Source organism: Streptomyces sp. NPDC059695, assembly GCF_042733785.1.
Lineage (GTDB): Bacteria > Actinomycetota > Actinomycetes > Streptomycetales > Streptomycetaceae > Streptomyces.
Genome location: NZ_JBHWFF010000021.1, coordinates 71,598 through 89,377, shown reverse-complemented (window position 1 = coordinate 89,377; position 17,780 = coordinate 71,598). Strand labels below are relative to the sequence as shown.

Here is a 17,780-nt window from a genome sequence, read left to right as displayed (position 1 = left end):
CACCACCGGGGCCGGACGAAGGGTCCGCCGAGGGGAGTCGGCGGCCGGCCTGCGGGGGCGAGCTGTCAGATCAGCCCGTTGCGCAGCGCGAAGCCCACCGCGTGGGTGCGGTTGCGCAGCTGCAGTCGTGTGATCACCTCGTGCAGGACGTTCTTGACGGTCCGTTCGGAGTACGAGGTCTTGCGCGCGATCTCCGCCGTGTCCAGTCCCTCGGACACCAGCCGCAGCATGTCCGCCTCGCGTGCCGTCAGCGTGGACAGCGACGGGGAGTGCGGGTCGAGCGCGGCGCGCTGCAGGGTGCCGACGTGGTGCAGGAGCCGGGCCAGCAGGTCGCCGGGGAGCACTCCCTCTCCGTTCGCCATCGCGAGCACCAGCCGAAGGAGCCGGTCCTGGTCGGCCTCGGCACGCCGCAGCACGGCCGTGACCCCGCCCTCGATCGCACGCTGCAGCGCGTCGCCGGACTCGAAGGTGCCGACCACCAGACCGGTGCGGGTGCGCGGGTCCTGCCGCAGCCGCCGCAGCAGCGCCACGGTCTCGTCGTCCACGCTGTCCACGGTCACCAGCGTGACCTGCGCGCCCTCCGGCCGCGCCTTCTCGACCAGCTCTATCTCCGGGCGCTGACGGAGCTGGTGGACCACGCCGACGTGCAGCACCGGGTCCGCCGCGTAGACCGCGACCGAGACGCGCCGCGTCGAACGGGGCTCCGCCTTCGCCCGGCCGCCCTGGGGCGAGCCGGGGAGCTGGACGGGTATCCGCGGGGTCGAGGCCTCCGGGGAGGCCGCCGAGGCGGAGGGGGTGGAGGAGATCGATGAGGTGGAGGGGGCGGGTGAGGACGTGAGAGACGGATCGGATGTGGCGGACGGGCCGGAGCCGGTCGGGCCGCCGGAGCGGTGCGGCTGCGTTCGGATCATGTGTCGTTCCCTGTCGGATGAGAGGTGAGGGGGGATAGGGAGATGCGTGGTGGTGCGGATGAGTTCCGGTGCGGCGGACTCACGTGTCACGGAGAAGTCCACCGGGGCACCGCCGTTGCCCGGTGGGTTGCCCTCTGGTCCATGGAGCGGCGGGGGCGGTCGCCGATAGCGTCGCCGGGGTGACGTCTCCAGCAGCCTCTTCCAGCCCCGGCGCGCCCGCACCCGAGATTCCGCGGGTGTCCGTGACGCCGGGCGGCACCGCACTCACCAGCCTGACCGTCCGCAACGACGGTGACATCGTCGAGGCGTACAGCCTGGAGGTGGTGGGCGACTGCGCCGCCTGGACGACGGTGGAACCCGCGCGGGTCTCGCTGTATCCGGGCACCTCCGAGACGGTGACGATCCGTCTGGCACCGCCGCGCTCGTCCCAGGTGCGGGCCGGCGACGTGCCGCTCGCCGTGCGCGTGCTGCCCACCGAGCATCCCGAGGCGGTGCGGGTCCCCGAAACCGTCGTCCACATCGAGGAGTTCCGGGAACTGCGCACCGCCGCCGTCCCGCGCCGTCGGCGCGGCTGGCTTCGCGGGCGCTACCGGATCGCCGTCCGCAACGAGGGCAACGCACCCGTGCGGGTGGGCTTCGCGGCCGGGCAGCCGGGCGAGGAGCTGAAGTTCGACTTCAGGCCCACCGCCCAGGCTCTCGAACCCGGCGAGTCGGCCGAGGTCGGCCTGCGGGTCGCGACCGGCCGGCCGATCTGGTTCGGCACCGCCGTCACCCTGCCCTTCACCGTGGACGTGACCGAGGACCGGGATGCCGAGGAGCCCCGGGACCCGGCGCTCGCCCGGCCGCCGCTCGATGTCGAGTTCGTCCAGATACCGGTCTTCCCGCGCTGGCTGCTGGCGCTCCTGGCGCTGATCATCGCGCTGGTCGTCGCCTGGTTCGCCCTGGTGCGCCCGGCGGTGCGCAGCACCGCGCGGGAGGCCGCCGACGAACTCGTCCAGAAGCGGCCCGCGCCCAGCGCGCCGCCGAGCGTCGCACCGCCCACCACCGGGACCGGTGACGGCAGCCGGCCCGGCGGCAACGGCAACGGCAAGGGCGGCGGCTCCGGCGGGGGGACCGGCACCGGCGGGGCCGGCGGCGGCGCGCAGGGCTCGACCACGATCGACCTGGAGACCGCCGGCGGCCGCACCGAGACCGGTACGTACACCGTCCCGAAGGACAAGGCCTTCGACATCACGGACATCGTCGTCGCCAACTTCCAGGGCGACGAGGGCGTGATGACGATCCGGTTCGGCGACCGGAAGATCACCACGATCGCGCTGGAGACCTTCCGCAATCAGGACTACCACTGGGTCACCCCTATCAAGATCGTCGAGAACCAGACCGTGACCATTCAGGTGACCTGCGCGAAGCCGGGCACCCCGGCCACCGGGACGCAGGCGCGGCAATGCCATGAGGTGCTCAACGTGAGCGGAGTGCTCAGCGACCTCAGGTGACCCGGGCGGCTCCACCCATCCTCGGTGAGTTCCACGCCCTCGCAAGCCGGTACGGGACCGCGCTGGCCGGAAGTGACTGCTTCCGGGCGGAGCGGTCCCGTCCTGTTTGCAGATGTACGTTCCGCACGGCACGACCGGGAAGGGGCTCCACCGGTCCACCGACCGGCGCATGGCGGGCCTCGCAGGAAGGCCGAAACCTGCGCTCAGGTATGTCAGAAGCGGATACGCCCGTCACGGTCTCGCCATTGCGGGAGTGTGACGGGCGTGTTTCGTTCCACGTTACGGGGCGGCGCGCGCGGGCGCAGCTCCTTTACGAGACCGGGACCCCCAGTTGCCGGCCTGAGGCCGTCACGGCCCGCGCGCCGCTGAGGTCGACCGTGTTCGGCAGCATCGCCTGCGGCCGCAGCAGGTCCTTCAGCAGATAGCGCATCAGCTCGTCGCCGGACATCGCCTTGAGCCGGGCGGCGAGCTGCGGGTTGACCCCTTCGATCCGGAGGATCTCGACGATCCCGCGCTCCACCAGTCCGGGCACGATGTCCGTGCCCATCAGGGTGTTCGACCGCAAACGCTCCTCCTGGACCTGGGCCTGGGCCCCGTCCCCGTACGTCATCTCGCTGAACTCGTCGGCCAGTGCCTGCCCCATCACCAGGGGGACCAGGCCGCGCCGGTCCGCGTCCTGCTCGGAGCCCATCTCGTCCATCATGGCGTCCATGTCCATCTTGGCCCCGCCCCGGGCGGAACCGAGGTCGAAGCTCCGCACCGACCGGCTGTACTCGGGCGAGAAGGCGTCGGTACGGGTGGCCAGCCGGCTCTGCGTCCGCGCCGGGTCGTCGGGCCTGGCCCGCAGGGTGGGGAACTCGCGCTGGGCGAAGTCGCTCAGCATCAGCCAGCCCTGTGACATCAGCGGGGAAGCGGCCAGCGGGATCTCGATGCGGGCCGGCTCGGAGCCGCCGAACCGGGTCTCGCGGAACGGACTGCCCGGGACCTCCAGGAAGAAGAAGACGAAGCCCTCGTTGGCCAGCACGTGCTTGTCGTACGCCTCCGAGTTGTTCGCGGCTTCCGGATTCGCCTTCAGGAGCTCGGTCTTGGACTTCATGTGGCCCAGGGACAGCATCTGCTCCGCCCGTTCCCTGGGCGTGTAGTGGGTGAGCACGCTCTGCCGCAGCGCCGCGCCCAGTTTGGTGCGGACGTCGGACACCCAGGCCGCGTCGCTCTGCTGCCCGATCTCCTTGGCCATGCCGGCCCGGTTCATCTCGGAGAGCTCACGGAAGTAGCTCGGCCCCTTCATCCGGAACCTGGCGGCGCTGTCCGCCCATTCCTCGCGGTTCCACAGCATGCCGTCCTCGGTCATGGCGCGGAACGGCTCGCGCGCCGCGTCGGGCAGATCGTCGTCACGGGTGATCTGACCGCGTACCACGGCGAGTTCGCCGTCGACCGCGGTCAGGGCCGCGGTCAGGAACTCGGCCGTCGCGCCGGCGGCGCCCTCCACCTCCGGGGCGATCACGTGCTGGAGCTCGGTCAGCACCATCAGACAGTGCATCGCGTCCCGGTTCGGATCCTGGTCGTACGCCCTGATGCCCTCGCGCACCCGGGCGACGAGCGCGCCCCCGGGATCGGCCTGCGGTCGGTTGAACGAGGCCTTGAAGCGTCCCATCAGGCCGCCGCCGCCCGACGGGGCGGGCGGGCCGCCGGCCGGCAGCCCCTTGCCGAGCTCCTCGTGGCCCTTGCGCTGCACCACGCCCGTGCCGCCGCCGTGTCCGGACCGGTGGTCGTGGCCAGGGGTGCGGTCGTGCCCGTCGTGGGCGGCCCGCTGGACGGCCGGACCGGACATCACCCGCTTCGCGTTGGCCTCGGCGGCCCGCTCGAACGCGTCGCCCGGATCGCTGACGCGCAGCCCGGCCCCGTTGTCGGTGCCCGAGACCGGACCGCCGCGCTGCTGGATCACATGCGTCAGCTCGTGCGCCAGCGTGTGCTTGTCGGCTCCGCCCGGCCCGATCACCACATGGGAGCCCGACGTGTACGCCCGTGCGCCCAGCTCCTCCGCGGAGCGCTGCGCGACCGGACCGGTGTGCAGGCGCACATCGCCGAAGTCGGAGCCGAGCCGCCCCTCCATCTCGGCGCGCAACGGCTCGGCGAGCGGCCGGCCCGGCGAGCGGAGGACCTCGTGCACGGACGGGCCCCCACCGGCCGCGCCAGGTCCGCTCTCCTCCTCCTGGGCGCCGGCGGCCCTGCGCTGCGCGAGCATCCGGGCCACCGCCGCGTTGCCGACGGCGCGCTGGAGCGCGGGCAGGGTGTCGGCCGCCGGATTCGCCCGCGGCGACACGGCGGCCGGCCGCTCCTCGGCCCGACGGGTCGGCCGGGCCCCGCTGGTGCTGTCCTTCGAGGCGTCGGCCGGGTCCTTGCCGTGGGCGGGGATGCGCATGGGGTCTCTGCCTCTCCGGAGACGCGGTGGGTCACGTCATGGATACCGCCGATCCGCACGCGCGGCCATGCCCGTTCGGGCAGAACCGGAGGAAGGCCCGGGGTGCCGCCCGTACCTTCCGGCCGTCCGGCTCAGGCCGTACTGCCCTCGGTCCCGCCCTCGCCCCGGGCCCTGCGTGCGGTGCCGGCCTGACCGCGGTCGTGCTGGTAGGCCTCGTCCGCCCACCGCGCGAGGTGGTCCAGCTCGGCCTTCAGCTCGTCCCACGTCTTCTTGTACGACCCGATCGTGCGGATCTCGAACGGCACCATCGTCGCGCCCGCCTCCGGGTGCGGGGCGATCTGGTTCATCCCGCCGAACACGCTCTGCTGGTCCACCCGGGTGCTGCCGAGGATCGCCGAGTTGGCGAAGTCGATGAGCGAGACCGGCTCGTCCTCGATGTGCCGGGTCGCGGTCTCGCGGAACTGCAGCTTCCTGGCGCCTCCGGAGTCCTCCTGATAGTCGGCGAGCCGGTCGAGGACCTTCTCGTGGTCGGCCGTCAGGAAGGTGCGGAACTCCTCGTCGAGCAGCGCCCGTACGTCCGACAGGCGGGACCGGGACAGCACGGCCGTCAGGTTCTTGATCTGTCCCTTGTCCTTGTCCTCCGCGAGGTAGTCGGCCACCGCCGCGATCTGCATGAAGAACAGCTGGGCGAAGCCGTCGAGGGCGTCCGTCTCCACCCGCTTGCGCTTCTTCGTCGGCTTCGCCGCCCGCCAGGTCTCGTACCGCGCCAGGACGTCGGCGGCGAAGTCCTTCGCCTGCCCGAGCCGGAACCGGGCCCGCCGGCTCGTCGCGCCGGGTACGTTCGGCGCGGCCTCCCGCAGGTGGTCGAAGAACAGGGGCATGCCCCGCAGCGGTACGCCGACCGAGTAGTGCACGAAGAGGCCGTCGCCCAGGCCCTCCTGGCCCGCGTCCTCGGTGTACGGCAGGCCCGGTGCCACGCGCGCCCCCGCGCCCGCCGGAAGGATCTGCAGGTCCAGGGGCATGGCGGCCAGCGGCGTCCCGTCCGCGGCGGCGTAGAAGCCGTCCCGCACCCGCTTGATCTCGTCGGCCAGCCGGACCAGCTGTTCCCGGCCGGACTCGTTCCTCGCTCCGACGACCTCGACCGCTCCGGTCACGAACTCGATGTTCGAGTAGCCTTCGCCGGTCTGCAGCGAACGCTTGTCGGACACCACCTTGAAGTCCTGGCTGGTGCTCTGGGCGAGATCCGTGTCGCCCGGGTACTTCGCTCCCGCGGCGTCCTGCACGGGCAGGCTCACCTCGGTCTCGAAACCCAGTTTGCGCTGAACCGGCGCGTCCCCGTGGCCTCCGTACGGTCGGCCCGGAGCGCGGTCGTGCCCGTCGTGGGCGGCCCGCTGGACCGCCGGACCGGACATCACCCGCTTCGCGTTGGCCTCGGCGGCCCGCTCGAACGCGTCGCCCGGATCGCTGACGCGCAGCCCGGCCCCGTTGTCGGTGCCCGAGACCGGACCGCCGCGCTGCTGGATCACATGCGTCAGCTCGTGCGCCAGCGTGTGCTTGTCCGCCCCACCCGGCCCGATCACCACATGAGCACCCGACGTGTACGCCCGGGCGCCGATCTCCGTGGCGGAGCGCTGTGCGGTGGCCCCGGTGTGCAGGCGCACGTCGGAGAAGTCCGCGCCGAGCCGCCCCTCCATCTCCGCGCGCAACGGCTCGGCGAGCGGCCGGCCCGGCCGCCGCAGCACCTCGGGGACGAGCGAGCGCGGCGCGGTGTCCTCGCCGTGGCCGCAGTCGGCGTCGTGCGTGTGCCGGGCCCGCTGCACCGCCCGGGCCACGGCGGCGTTCCCGATGACCGGCTGCAGCTCCCCGGCCCGCAGGGGCGACATGCCGGCGGGCCCCGCCACGGCCGTCCCGGTCGCCTCGGCCGGCACGGGGCTCTGACCCGTACGCTCCCTCTCGGCCCGTGCGGCGACCCCGGCCGGCCGCTCGGCGGACGCGCCTCCCCGACCCTTGGCTCTCGCCGACACCGGACCCCCTTCGGCCGTTCCCGCCCTCTGTGGGACCGAGGTCTACCGCCCGCCGTGACGTCCGGTCCAGGTCCACGAGGGCAGACCCGGGTGCCCCGGCCCTGCCCTCCGCCGACCGCGCCCGCGCGGCGCCGGCCGCCGAGTGCTCAGGAGTGGTACATCACCCGGACGAGGAGCGTGCTGTCCGGAAGGCCGTCGACGTAGGCGTTGAAGCGCACGTTGGCCTGGTGTGAACTGCCGTCCAGCCAGACGCCGTCGAGCGTGAGGAGGGCGAAGCTCGGCAGGACGTCCGCCTCCGCCCGCGCCACGAAGGCGGCACGGTCCTCGCCGAACCAGGCCACGGGGTCCCAGGTGAACCGCTCCTCGAGGGACGGGTCCTGGTCGAGCGCGCGGATCACGGGCTGGGCGCCGAAGTCCGCCACCACCCGGTCCTGCGTACAGCCCGGATCCTCGGCCGCCCTCCGCGCGAAGTGCGCGTACGGCAGGCTCGGCGGGAAACCGGCGGCGAAGACCCGCCAGGCGTCCCACCGCTCTCCGGCTTCCCGGGCGGCGACGGCGCGGCCCGTGTCGAGGTCGAGCAGGCCCTTCGGACCCCCGTCGCACAACGAGCGGGGACGTGGCCGGGCGTCCGCGTCCCGGACGATCCGCGGATCGTCCTCATGACCGGGCCGCACGGTGAAGTCCCAGCCGTACGCGTCCACGAGCCAGTAGTCCCACTCCCCCTGCCACTCCTCGTCCGGCTTGCCGAACTGCGCGTCGTACGCGAACGGGGCCATCGCCGCCGCCAGCGCCTCCCGCACCTCGTGCGGTTCACACGGCGGCAGACAGACGGTGACGACCTGCTTGCTCATGGTCCTGCCTCGTTCCGAGTGCGGTTCGGCGACGGACGCCCGGTCCGGCGCCTCCCTCGACGGACATTCTCCTACCCGAAGGGCCCCCGTCTGTCAGTCCGCAATCTTCCGGGGTCACCCGGCGCGGTCGCGTTGCTACGGTCCGGACCGTCGTCAGGCTCCCCACCCGGAGGTCACGTTGAGCGCGCAGAACCCCACCCGCCGGAACATCCTCAAGACCGCAGGAGGCCTCTCGGCCGCGATGGCCCTGGGCGGCGCAGGCATGCTGGCGGCGGCCTCGCCGGCCGCCGCCGTCGGGGACGGCTTCGGTCTCCGCATCGTCGACCGCAACGAGGCCGACGCGCGCATGTGGTATTACCGCTTCCAGACGTCCGCCATCGGATGGAACCCCGGCGTCAACGTGCTCCTGCCGGACGACTACCACTGGAGCGGACGCAGGTACCCGGTGCTGTACCTGTTCCACGGCGGCGGCACCGACCAGGACTTCATCACCTTCGACCGCGAGGGCGTCCGCGCCTGGACCGCGGGCAGGCCGCTCATCGTCGTCATGCCCGACGGCGGGCACGCGGGGTGGTACTCCAACCCCGTGAGCTCCAACGTCGGCCCGCGGAACTGGGAGCAGTTCCACATCTCGCAGCTCATCCCGTGGGTCGACGCGAACTTCCGCACGTTCGCCGAGTACGACGGCCGGGCCGTGTCCGGCTTCTCGATGGGCGGCTTCGGCGCGCTGAAGTACGCCGCCAAGTACTACGGCCACTTCGCCTCGGTGAGCGCCCACTCCGGCCCGGCCAGCCTGCGCCGGGACAACGGTCTCGTGGCCCACTGGGCCAACGCGAGCTCCGCGGCGCTCGACCTGAACGGCGGCACGGTCTACGGGGCGCCGCTCTGGGACGAGGCCCGGGTCAGCGCGGACAACCCGGTGCAGCGGATCGAGAGCTACCGCAACAAGCGGGTCTTCCTCGTCGCCGGCACCAGCCCGGACCCGATCAACTGGTTCGACACGGCCAACGAGACCCAGGTGCTCTGGGGCCAGCGGGAGTTCCGGTCCCTCCTGGGCAACGCGGGCATCCCGCACGAGTGGTACGAGCTGCCCGGCGGCCATTTCATCCGCCACGACATGATGCAGCGCGACATCGACGGCATCGTCGACCGGCTCAGGAAGGCGTGAGCGCGTGCTCCGCGGACTCTCCCGGCGCCCCCTGACGTGGCTTCTCGCGGCGGCGGCCGCCCTGCTGCCCGCTCTGGCCGCCTCGCCCCCCGCCGTGGCCGCGGCCACCGGCTCCGGCACCGCCTGCCCGAGCATCGGCTTCGTGAGCCAGCCCTTCCATCCCGGGCACAACGGCGTCGACATCGCCGCCGACATCGGCACGCCGATCCACGCCGTGGGCGACGGCGAGGTGACCATCTCCGGGTACGTCGGCGACTACGGCCAGTGGATCCGCATCCGGCACCCGGACGGCCGGACCTCCGAGTACGGGCACATGTACCGGCGGGACGTCTCGGTCGGCGACCACGTCACGGCCGGCCAGCAGATCGCCCTGATGGGCGCCGAGGGCAACGCCGACGGCTCCCACCTCCACCTGCGGATCTGGGGGGACGACTCCTTCTCGTACGGGATCGACCCCGAGCTCTACCTCGCGGAGGGCGGCATCACCCTGCCCTGCGTCCCCGGCAGCGGGCCGCACCCCAGGCCCCTGGTGTACCCGGCGGAGTCGGGCCGGGTGGTGGCCGCGCGGTCGGCGGACGGGCGCCTGGAGCTGTTCGCCGCGGGAGCGGACGGCGTCCACCACGCCTGGCAGCGGGAGGCGAACCGCGACTGGTCGGAGTGGGAGCGGCTCGGCGGGCCGGTCAACGCCGAGCTGGCGATCGCTCCGAACGCGGACGGCCGCCTGGAGATGTTCGCGATCGACGGGAACACCCTCCGGCACCGCTATCAGCTCTCCCCCTCGGGCGGCTGGTCCGGCTGGGAGGACTTCGGCGGCGGCGGCCGTGACGTCGCGGCCGGGGTGAACGCCGACGGCAGGATCGAGGTCTTCGCCTCGGGACCGGTCGGCGTCTTCCACCGGTACCAGCTGGCGCCGAACGGCGGCTGGTCCGCCTGGGAACCGACCGGCGGCGGGCCCGTCGACGGCCGGATCGAGATGGAGAAGTCGCCCGACGGCCGCCTGGAGGTGTTCGCCCTCAACGACCGCACCTTCCAGCACCAGTACCAGACGGCCCCGAACGGCGGCTGGTCCGCCTGGGACGACTTCGGCGGCGGCGGCCGGGACCTCACGGTCGACCACAACGCCGACGGCCGGATCGAGGTCTTCGCCTCGGGCCCGGTCGGCGTCTTCCACAAGTACCAGACGGGTAACGCCAGTTGGTCCGGCTGGGAGTCCACGGGAGGGCCCGCGGACTCCCGGCTCAGCAGCGAGCGCACGGCCGACGGCCGCGTCGAGGTCTTCGCCATGAACGGCGAGACGGCGATGCACACCTGGCAGACCGGGGTGAACGCCCCGTACGGCCCGTGGGAGACCTTCGGCGGCGGCGGCACCGAGGTCACCGCCGCCTCCAACGCCGACGGCCGGATCGAGGTCTTCGGCACCAGCACGTCCGGCACGTTCCACATCTGGCAGACCGGCTTCACCAGCTGGTCGTCCTGGGTCTGGGTCAACAGCACCGCGGGACCCGGACTCGGCTGAGGAGTGACCTTGCTTCCGATCAGCAGACGGAACCTGCTGCGCGGCGCCGCCGGGGTGGGCGCGCTCACGGTACCGGGCACCGCCCGGGCCGTGGCCGCGGCCGCCCCGGCCGTCCCGCCCGCCCGGTGGATCGGGGCGGGCCCCTTCGCCCTCGTCCACGACCCCTCCACCCCCGCCGGACCGCGCTACCTCAACGACCACACGCTGATCAGGGCCCGGGGGCGCTGGCACCTGTTCGGCATCGTCGGGGAGCGCGCGGCGCCCGGTGAGGCCCCGGACAGCACGGCGGAGATCTCCTTCGCCCACGCCTCGGCTCCGGCCCCGCACGGACCGTGGACCCCGCACCCCGACGCGCTCACCGTCGAGCCGTCCTACTTCGGCGAGGAACACCTGTGGGCGCCGCACGTCGTGGAGGCGGACGGCCGGTTCTGGATGTTCTACGCCGCGGGGGGTGCGGACGGACGCGGCGCGGCGATCAACCTGGCCACCTCCACCGATCTGTTCACCTGGACCCGCGAGCCGTCCGGTCCGCTCTTCCGGGGGCTCGTCGCCCGCGACCCGATGGTGCTGCGGGTCGGCGGCGAGTGGGTCATGTACTACACCGAGCTCTCCGCCCCGGGCGGCCACCACGTCGTGGCCTGCCGGCGGTCGGCCGACCTGGTGCGCTGGAGCGAGCCGGCCGTCGCGTTCACCGACGCGAGCACGGAGACGACCGTCTCGGTCACCGAGTCGCCGTACGTCGTCGAACGGGACGGCTGGTACTACCTGTTCATCGGGCCGCGCAACGGGTACACCGGCACCGACGTGCTGGCCTCGCGCGATCCGTTCCGCTTCGGCCTGGCCGGCGCCGCCGGCCATGTCCCGGGGCACGCGGTGGAGGTGTTCGCGGACGGGGAGGCGTGGTACGCGAGCGCCGCGGGCTGGTTCGGGCCGGGGCTGTACCTCGCGCCCGTGGAGTGGCGGGACACTCCCCCGCCGTGGCAGAGCCCGGAGAACCCGGTGGCGGGGCTCGATCCCGGCGGGCGGCTCACGGTGTTCGCGCTCGACGCGGCCGACCGCTCGATGCTGCGGCGCGTCCAGCTCGACCCGGCGGACGACACCTGGTCGGAGTGGGAGTCCTTCGGCGGGCCCGCGGGAGCGGTTCCCACCCTCGGGCGCAACGCGGACGGCCGACTGGAGGTGTTCTCGCTCGCCCCGGGCGGGGTGAACCTGCACCACCGGGTGCAGCGGCCGGACGGCGGCTGGTCCGACTGGGAGGAGTTCGGCGGCCCGGCGGGAGCGGCGCCCGCCGTCGCCCGCGACGCGGACGGCCGCCTGGAGGTCTTCGCGTCGGCCCCGGGCGCGGCCTCGTTCGCCCGGCGGCGGCAGCGGTCCCCCGGCTCGGTCGCCTGGGACGCGTGGGAGCCGGGCTTCGGGGGCGCGGCGGGCGCTCCGCCGGTGGTGGCGGCCAACGCGGACGGCCGCCTGGAGGTCTTCGTCCTCGCGGCCGGCGGCTCCGGGATCCGCCACCGGTGGCAGGAGTCCCCCGGCGGTGCCTGGACCGGAGCGTGGAACCCCTTCGGTACGGCGGCCGGTGGCGCGCCGAGGGCGGCGCGGGACGGCAGCGGCCGGCTCACGGTCGCGGCCGTCGGCCCGTCCGGTCTTGGCACGTTCGTCCGGCGGCAGGCCGTGCCGAGCGGCGGCTGGGAGGAGTGGCAGCCGCTGTTCGGCTGGAGCGCCGCCGCCCCGGCGCTCGCCGCCGGCGCCGACGGCCGTCTGGAGGCGTTCTCGCTGAGCCCCGGTGGCGCCCGGCTGAGTCACCGCCGGCAGACGGTGCCGGGCGGGAGCTGGGATTCCGGCGGGGAGTTCGGCGAGCCCGGCGTCGGTCTCGCCGCGACGCCGTCGGTCGCGCTCGACTCCACCGGGCGCCTGCACGTCTTCGCCGTCACCGCCGGGGGCCGGGTGCGGACCCGGGTCCAGGAGCGGCCGGGCGGCGGATGGCTCGCGTGGACGTCCTTCGGCGACCGCGCGATCGCGCCCCTCGTCGCGGGCAGTCCCGCACTCTGAGTACGGGGCTCGCAGCGGCGCGTACGGATCGCGCCATGCTCGGCGGGTGATCCGGGAGGTTCGGGCCCCCCACGAACCTCCCGGATCGGCCCTTACTCCCCTCCGGGGCCGGTGACCTGTCCCACCTCGCGTGGGACGGGCGCCGCTCCGGACGACCCGTACGGGGCACCGGCGGCGGCGCGCCGCCGCCGCGTCCGCCGCCGCCGCGTCCCCGTACGGCCGCCTGCGGACCGGCGCCGCAGAGGCCCGGAAACGGCATCAAATCACCGCCACGGCACGGCACCCGGGTGGCCTGGGTCACAGCGCCGCACGTCTCGCGGAAGGCGTCGGCGGGCACGGAGGACCGGGTCCCGCGGAGGCTTCCGCGCGCCGCCGGAGCCGCCCCTCCGGCGGCCCCGCCCGGTCCCTGCCGAAGTGGCCGAAGCACGCCGGTGAACTCTCCTGACTGGTGAGTATCGTTCCGCTCGTCCGACAACCGCGACGGGGCGAAGAGGGGGAGCGGTGAGCGGCGTAGTCGTCCATCTGCCGCGGGGGAACGGTGGCGCCGGAGACGGCGAACCGTGCGGTGAAGCGGTCACGTTGCGCCTCGGCCCCGGCGAGGTCGCCCGCTTCGGCCGGGGCTCGGCGACGACCCCGGTCGAGCTCCGGCTCGCCGACGCGGCGATCTCCCGGCTCGCCGGGGAGATCCGCGCGACCGACGACCACTGGCAGCTGACGAACCACAGCACCAGCCACAGCTACCTGGTGGAGAACCCCGAGGGCGCGGGCGAGTACCTGAGGGTCCCGCCCCGGCGCGTCGGGGCGCCCGTCCCCTTCGAGTTCGCGCGCGTGGTGCTGCCGACGCGCGGCGACCTCACCGTCTCCTTCCAGGTGTTCGCGCCCGACCACGTCTATCTGGACCCGGACGCGAGGGGCGCCCCCTGGGGGAGCCGCACGGTCACCGCGTACTCCCTGGACGAGTCGGCCACGTACTTCCTGGTGCTCGTGGCGCTCTGCGAACCCCGGCTGCGCGACCAGTCGCGTGTGGCGGTCCCCACCACGCCCCAGATCGTCGAGCGGCTCCGGGGGCACGTCCCGGGCGGCGCGCCGACCGCGCGGGCGATCAGCTCGCACATCGACTACCTCGCCGAGGAGAAGCTGCGCATCGGCGTCCTCGACGACCGGGAGCCCGGCAAGGGCGAGCGCCGCAACGGCAAGCGGGAGGAGATCGTCGGGCTCGCGCTGCGGTTCGGTCTGGTGCGGGAGGAGCACCTCGCGCTGCTGCCGTCCCTGGCGGGGGGCGGCGGGCGGGAGCGGCAGGAACCGCGATGACGCCGCCCGGCGACCGCGCCGACACGACGGGGCAGGAGCGTGCGGAGCTGATCCCGCCCGGCCACCGGGTGGGCGACTGGGTGGTCACCGGCCTGATCGGCACCGGGGGCTGGTCCACGGTGTACGCGGCGCGGCCGGCGCGGGAGGCGGGGACCGGCGAGGTCGCGCTCAAGGTGATGCCGACGGCCGGGCTCGCGCCGCGTCAGGCTCGCAGGATCGTGGAGTCGGCGCGCCGCGAGGTCGAACTCGGGCGCAGGGCGGGCCATCCCCGGCTGATCGGCCTCCGGGAGTCCTTCGTCCTCGCCGCACCGGACCTGCCCGCCGTGGACGGCGCGATCGTGCTGGTCATGGAGCGGGCGGCGGGCAGTCTGCGCGAACTCCTCGACGCGGGGGTGTCCGGGGCCGACCGGGGGCGGCTGATCGCGGGCATCTGCGAGGGCCTGGCCCATCTCCACCGCTCGGGCTGGGTGCACGCGGACCTGAAGCCGGAGAACGTCCTGCTGGGCGCGGACGGTTCGGTGAAGCTCTCGGACTTCGGCCTCGCCACGGAGCTGACCGGGACGCACGGGTACGTGCCTCCCCTCGGCACCCTGGACTACCTTCCGCCCGAGCGCTGGAGGGCCCCGCTCGGGGAGCTCGGCGTGCAGGTCAGGCCCAGTGCCGACATCTGGGCGCTGGGGGTCGTCATCCACGAGGTGTTCGCCTCCGGGGCGTCGCCGTTCCCCGGTGCCACGCCCGTGGCGCGGGGCGCGGCCGTGGAGGAGTACGGGGAGGGGCGTGCGCCGCTGCGCATGGACCTCGCGGTGCCGCCGTTCTGGAGGGCGCTGGCGGCCGACTGTCTGGCACCGACCCACGCGGAACGCGCCCCGCACACGGCCGAGAGCCTCCTCGCCCGCATCGCCGCCGGGGAGGGCCCGTACGCGCGGGGGACCGGGCCCCGGCGGCCGCGGGGCCGGAGGCGCGCCGCCGTCCTCGCGGCGGTGCTCTGCGGGACCGCGGGCGCGGCCCTGGGCTCGGACGCGGTCCGGGCGGGCGGGTCCGCCCCGGGGCGTGCCGCCGTCACGGTCTTCAACGCGGAGCGCGGCTGCCAGGACCGGGCGGACCGGGAGCGGCAGTGCAGCCTGGGCCTGGCGATCGATCCCCTCCGGCCGTACGCCGCGGGCAACGTCGTCCCGACCCGGGTGTGGCACGGCGATCTCCTCACCGCCGACTGCCGGCTCCCCGACGGACAGCCCGTCATCGACGAGGAGGACCTGACCTCCACCCTCTGGTTCCGCATCCGCCTCCCGCACGGCTCCCCCTACCCCGCGGCCTGGCTCCCCGCCGTCCGCACGAAGGACAGACCCGCCCTGCCGGGGTGCCCGCGCCCCCGGGGCGCGCGCTGATCGGGCCGTCGGGAAAGAGTGCCGTGTCATCACACAGGCCTGTTCCCACGGAGTGACGGTTCCCTGACGCGCTGGAAGAGGTCGAGGCGAGACCCACTCGACGGAGCACATCGACATTGAGACCCGACCTGGTACCCGCTGGGTGTTGCGCAACGGCTCGTGCAACGCAGCAACCGCACCAACGCCGAGGCTTCAGGGTTGCGATGTCGGTGGTGATGGGTGTCACGAGCGGGGCGCGGAATCCTCCGCCGCTGTGGCTGATGTCCAGAGGCAGGGTGATGCTGGAGATCGAGTCGCCGTGCATCCGCGGGTCGAGGGCGGTGAATTCCAGGTCCAGGGGGATCCATCCATGGATGGCTTGGGAGGTGGAGACCGCTTCGGCTCGCCGGATGCGTCCGAAAAGGACCTTGGTCTCGCGGCGAGGCCAGCGCAGGCGCAGCTGCGCGAGGGCGCCGGCAGTACGCCGGACCTTCGCGTCAGCAGCGACGGCCTCGATCTCCGCCAGCTTGTCCAGAGCGGCGGCCGGGTCGCCCGGAGTCCGGATGGCCGCCTCGATCCGGACCGTACGCGGTGCGTACAGATCCACTCCGGGAAATGCTCCGTCGTCGGCGGGGTTCAGCACATCCTGTGTGCGCAGTTCGGCAGCCCCGAGACCCTCCACGTTCGATACAGCTACTGGGGTGTCGCGACCGATATGTACGCCGGCGAAGTCGATCTGCCATTCGGCAAGGGGCATCATCAGATTCGCCCCCCACGCTGCGCGTTGCGTAGCCGCCGCATGATCTCCCCTGAAAGCTCCTGCGGGGAGGTGTCACGGCCATGGACGGTGATCGGCATCGATCCCACCAGGGCCTTCGGCTGCTGCTGCACGACGGTGACCTTGATCGCGGCCGGTGGGCGCGCGTCGACAAGCCGCGTCGTGCGCGCCGCGCTGCATCTCGTCGAGGATGATCTCCTGCTCGCTGACAGTGAGCTTCTGCGAGATGACGGGCAGGCCACCCTTGCGGGTGGTCTCCCACGCCTCGCGGGTCGCGAGCGGCGCGCTGGCGTCGTACGCCCGGAACTTGGCCGCGTTCACGTAGCGGCCGGAGTCCTTGATCTCCCACATGGTGCTCTGGAGCTTGAGGGCGGGGAAGACGGGGCTGTCGCCCGTGGTGAGCGTCCACTCGTCCGGCGTCGGCACGGCTCGGGCGAAGACGGTCAGGTCGCGGGTGGTGACGTCCTTGATCAGGTCCTGGAGGGTCATGGTTCAGCGGCTCCTTACACGTACCGGATCAGGGCGTTGGTCGAGGTGACGTCGGCGGGGGTGAAGCCGCCGGGGACCTTCGCAACGCGCACGGTGCCGTGCCAGAGCAGCGCGGCGGGCACCTTGGTGGCGGTGGGCTCGAACAGGGTCTCGGCGAGCACGAACCCGGCGAGGACCTGCCGGCCGTCGGCGGCGGCCTTGTCGAAGGGGCCGTAGAGGCCGGAGGCGGTGATCTTGCCGACCGGCACGCCGGACTTGAACAGGCTGTACGGCTGGCTGGTGTCGGTCGACGGCACGTAGTGCGTACCGGACGTGAAGCGGGTGATGTCGAGGGTGATCGTGTCGGTGTCATCGGTGCCGTGTCGGCCGCCGAGCCACTCGGTGTTCGCCGTGACGCTGCGCTGCGTCGTGATCGGCTGAAGCATGAAGGTGCCCCTCCCAGGGACGCGATGGCGGGAGTCCGCGCGCTCACCTCCTGGTAGCGCCGTCCACGAAGCGGGAGGGGCGTGGTCCCCTGGTCCGGCCTTGTCCCGCCGGTGGGAGAGGGATCGATCAGCTGATGTAGCCGCGCCGGCGAGCCATGTCGAGCCCGGCTGCACCCGGCTTCGGCGGGGTCGCGCCGCGCGGGGGCGGCCCCCCGGCGGGCGAGCCACCCGGCGCGGGCGGCACCGTCACCCGCCCGGTGCCGAAGAGCTCCGGCCGCCGCTCCGCCAGCTGCTCGGCAGCCGCTGCGACCGTCTCCTCGTCGGCGTCATCCTGGCCGTCCAGAGCGCGGTCGATCAGTAGGACTGCGTCGCCCAGGTCCTCCCCCGCGGCCCCGAGACCGGCGAGGGCGGCACGGCGGATGGCGGCGCGCTCCCGGGCGACGGCCTTGGCCTCGCGGGCTTCGGCCGCGTGCAGCTTGTCCTCGGCGGCCTGCTCTCGGCGTTCGACCTCGGAGAGCGCGGCTCTTTCGGCGTCGCGCGTGGAGGTGACGAACTCCGTCAGCTTCTCGGTGTCCGCGAACCCGAGGCCGTCGAGGAGCTTCTTCACGGCGGCCCGGCCGCCCTGGGTCTTCTCCCGGGCCAGCAGCCGGGAGAGGTCGTCCTGCGTGACACCGTCGGCTGCCGGATCGTCGTTGGGCTTGTTCGGGTCGTGCTCGGGCGAGGCGCCCAGGATCGGGTAGATGGGCCGCCCATCACGGCGGTACCCGACCGGGGCAAGCGGGTTGGGGAGCGAAGGGCGCGTCATGCGTGAACCGTCCACGGGTCTCCAGCGCCCCCACGCCGATGATCAGTCTAACGACGTTGAGGAAGAGTCGGACAGCACGACGGGGGGGGGGGGCATCTGCGCACCCGCGCCGGAGGGGGAGAAGCCCCGCTCAGTCAAGCCCCCCACCCCCCCCCAGACACAGAGCGCCCGAGAGCG

At 73.5% G+C, this 17,780-nt stretch carries 13 protein-coding genes; 6 read left to right on the top strand and 7 right to left on the bottom strand.

Features of this window, described 5'->3' with window-relative positions; genetic code table 11:
• Positions 1–65 precede the first annotated feature (65 nt).
• A complete protein-coding gene (locus tag ACFV2S_RS25165; protein ID WP_385563242.1) occupies positions 66–911 on the bottom strand; it encodes a response regulator transcription factor in 846 nt (281 codons plus the stop codon).
• 236 nt (positions 912–1,147) lie between these two features.
• Here ACFV2S_RS25165 and ACFV2S_RS25160 point away from each other — a divergent pair, with 236 nt between their 5' ends.
• Positions 1,148–2,404, top strand: a complete 1,257-nt coding sequence (locus ACFV2S_RS25160; protein ID WP_385563239.1) for a hydrolytic protein — start codon at positions 1,148–1,150, stop codon at positions 2,402–2,404.
• Positions 2,405–2,714: 310 nt separating this feature from the next.
• Here ACFV2S_RS25160 and ACFV2S_RS25155 read toward each other — a convergent pair whose 3' ends face one another.
• From ACFV2S_RS25155 to ACFV2S_RS25145, 3 genes are all read right to left on the bottom strand, one after another.
• Positions 2,715–4,826: a DUF4157 domain-containing protein gene (locus ACFV2S_RS25155; RefSeq protein ID WP_385563236.1), complete on the bottom strand. Its 2,112-nt coding sequence runs from the start codon at positions 4,824–4,826 to the stop codon at positions 2,715–2,717.
• Positions 4,827–4,957: 131 nt separating this feature from the next.
• Entirely contained in the window at positions 4,958–6,754 is a 1,797-nt protein-coding gene (locus ACFV2S_RS25150) for a DUF4157 domain-containing protein (protein ID WP_385563233.1), read from the bottom strand.
• A gap of 242 nt (positions 6,755–6,996) precedes the next feature.
• The gene (locus ACFV2S_RS25145) at positions 6,997–7,701 is read right to left on the bottom strand and encodes a hypothetical protein (protein WP_385563230.1); all 705 of its coding nucleotides are present in this window, start codon (positions 7,699–7,701) and stop codon (positions 6,997–6,999) included.
• Positions 7,702–7,879: 178 nt separating this feature from the next.
• Here ACFV2S_RS25145 and ACFV2S_RS25140 point away from each other — a divergent pair, with 178 nt between their 5' ends.
• From ACFV2S_RS25140 to ACFV2S_RS25120, 5 genes are all read left to right on the top strand, one after another.
• Positions 7,880–8,869 carry an alpha/beta hydrolase-fold protein gene (locus ACFV2S_RS25140; protein ID WP_383794982.1) on the top strand — a complete coding sequence of 330 codons (990 nt, stop codon included), beginning with the start codon at positions 7,880–7,882 and terminating at the stop codon, positions 8,867–8,869.
• 4 nt (positions 8,870–8,873) lie between these two features.
• Positions 8,874–10,385 (top strand): peptidoglycan DD-metalloendopeptidase family protein, encoded by a 1,512-nt coding sequence (locus tag ACFV2S_RS25135; protein ID WP_385563227.1) that lies wholly within the window; start codon positions 8,874–8,876, stop codon positions 10,383–10,385.
• Between the two features lie 9 nt (positions 10,386–10,394).
• On the top strand, positions 10,395–12,431 hold the full coding sequence (locus tag ACFV2S_RS25130) for a family 43 glycosylhydrolase (RefSeq protein ID WP_385563224.1): 2,037 nt from the start codon (positions 10,395–10,397) through the stop codon (positions 12,429–12,431).
• Positions 12,432–12,932: 501 nt separating this feature from the next.
• The gene (locus ACFV2S_RS25125; protein WP_385563221.1) at positions 12,933–13,742 is read left to right on the top strand and encodes a serine/threonine protein kinase; all 810 of its coding nucleotides are present in this window, start codon (positions 12,933–12,935) and stop codon (positions 13,740–13,742) included.
• Entirely contained in the window at positions 13,739–15,127 is a 1,389-nt protein-coding gene (locus ACFV2S_RS25120; protein ID WP_385563218.1) for a serine/threonine-protein kinase, read from the top strand. The genes ACFV2S_RS25125 and ACFV2S_RS25120 overlap by 4 nt, the downstream gene beginning before the upstream one ends.
• An 811-nt stretch (positions 15,128–15,938) precedes the next feature.
• On the opposite strand, the gene ACFV2S_RS25115 is transcribed toward ACFV2S_RS25120, so the two are convergent.
• The 3 genes from ACFV2S_RS25115 to ACFV2S_RS25105 all read right to left on the bottom strand — a co-directional run bounded on the left by ACFV2S_RS25115 (position 15,939) and on the right by ACFV2S_RS25105 (position 17,603).
• Complete coding sequence (locus ACFV2S_RS25115; RefSeq protein ID WP_385563215.1) at positions 15,939–16,373, bottom strand: hypothetical protein; 435 nt, start codon at positions 16,371–16,373, stop codon at positions 15,939–15,941.
• A 14-nt stretch (positions 16,374–16,387) separates the two neighbouring features.
• Complete coding sequence (locus ACFV2S_RS25110; protein WP_385563212.1) at positions 16,388–16,798, bottom strand: head decoration protein; 411 nt, start codon at positions 16,796–16,798, stop codon at positions 16,388–16,390.
• A gap of 127 nt (positions 16,799–16,925) precedes the next feature.
• On the bottom strand, positions 16,926–17,603 hold the full coding sequence (locus tag ACFV2S_RS25105) for a hypothetical protein (RefSeq protein WP_385563209.1): 678 nt from the start codon (positions 17,601–17,603) through the stop codon (positions 16,926–16,928).
• Between the last annotated feature and the right edge of the window lie 177 nt (positions 17,604–17,780).

Coding starts and splice junctions, on each gene's coding strand:
- ACFV2S_RS25165 (WP_385563242.1), bottom strand. CDS start 911: ATGATCCGAACGCAGCCGCACCGCTCCGGCGGCCCGACCGGCTCCGGC.
- ACFV2S_RS25155 (WP_385563236.1), bottom strand. CDS start 4,826: ATGCGCATCCCCGCCCACGGCAAGGACCCGGCCGACGCCTCGAAGGAC.
- ACFV2S_RS25145 (WP_385563230.1), bottom strand. CDS start 7,701: ATGAGCAAGCAGGTCGTCACCGTCTGTCTGCCGCCGTGTGAACCGCAC.
- ACFV2S_RS25120 (WP_385563218.1), top strand. CDS start 13,739: ATGACGCCGCCCGGCGACCGCGCCGACACGACGGGGCAGGAGCGTGCG.
- ACFV2S_RS25115 (WP_385563215.1), bottom strand. CDS start 16,373: ATGACCCTCCAGGACCTGATCAAGGACGTCACCACCCGCGACCTGACC.
- ACFV2S_RS25110 (WP_385563212.1), bottom strand. CDS start 16,798: ATGCTTCAGCCGATCACGACGCAGCGCAGCGTCACGGCGAACACCGAG.
- ACFV2S_RS25105 (WP_385563209.1), bottom strand. CDS start 17,603: ATGACGCGCCCTTCGCTCCCCAACCCGCTTGCCCCGGTCGGGTACCGC.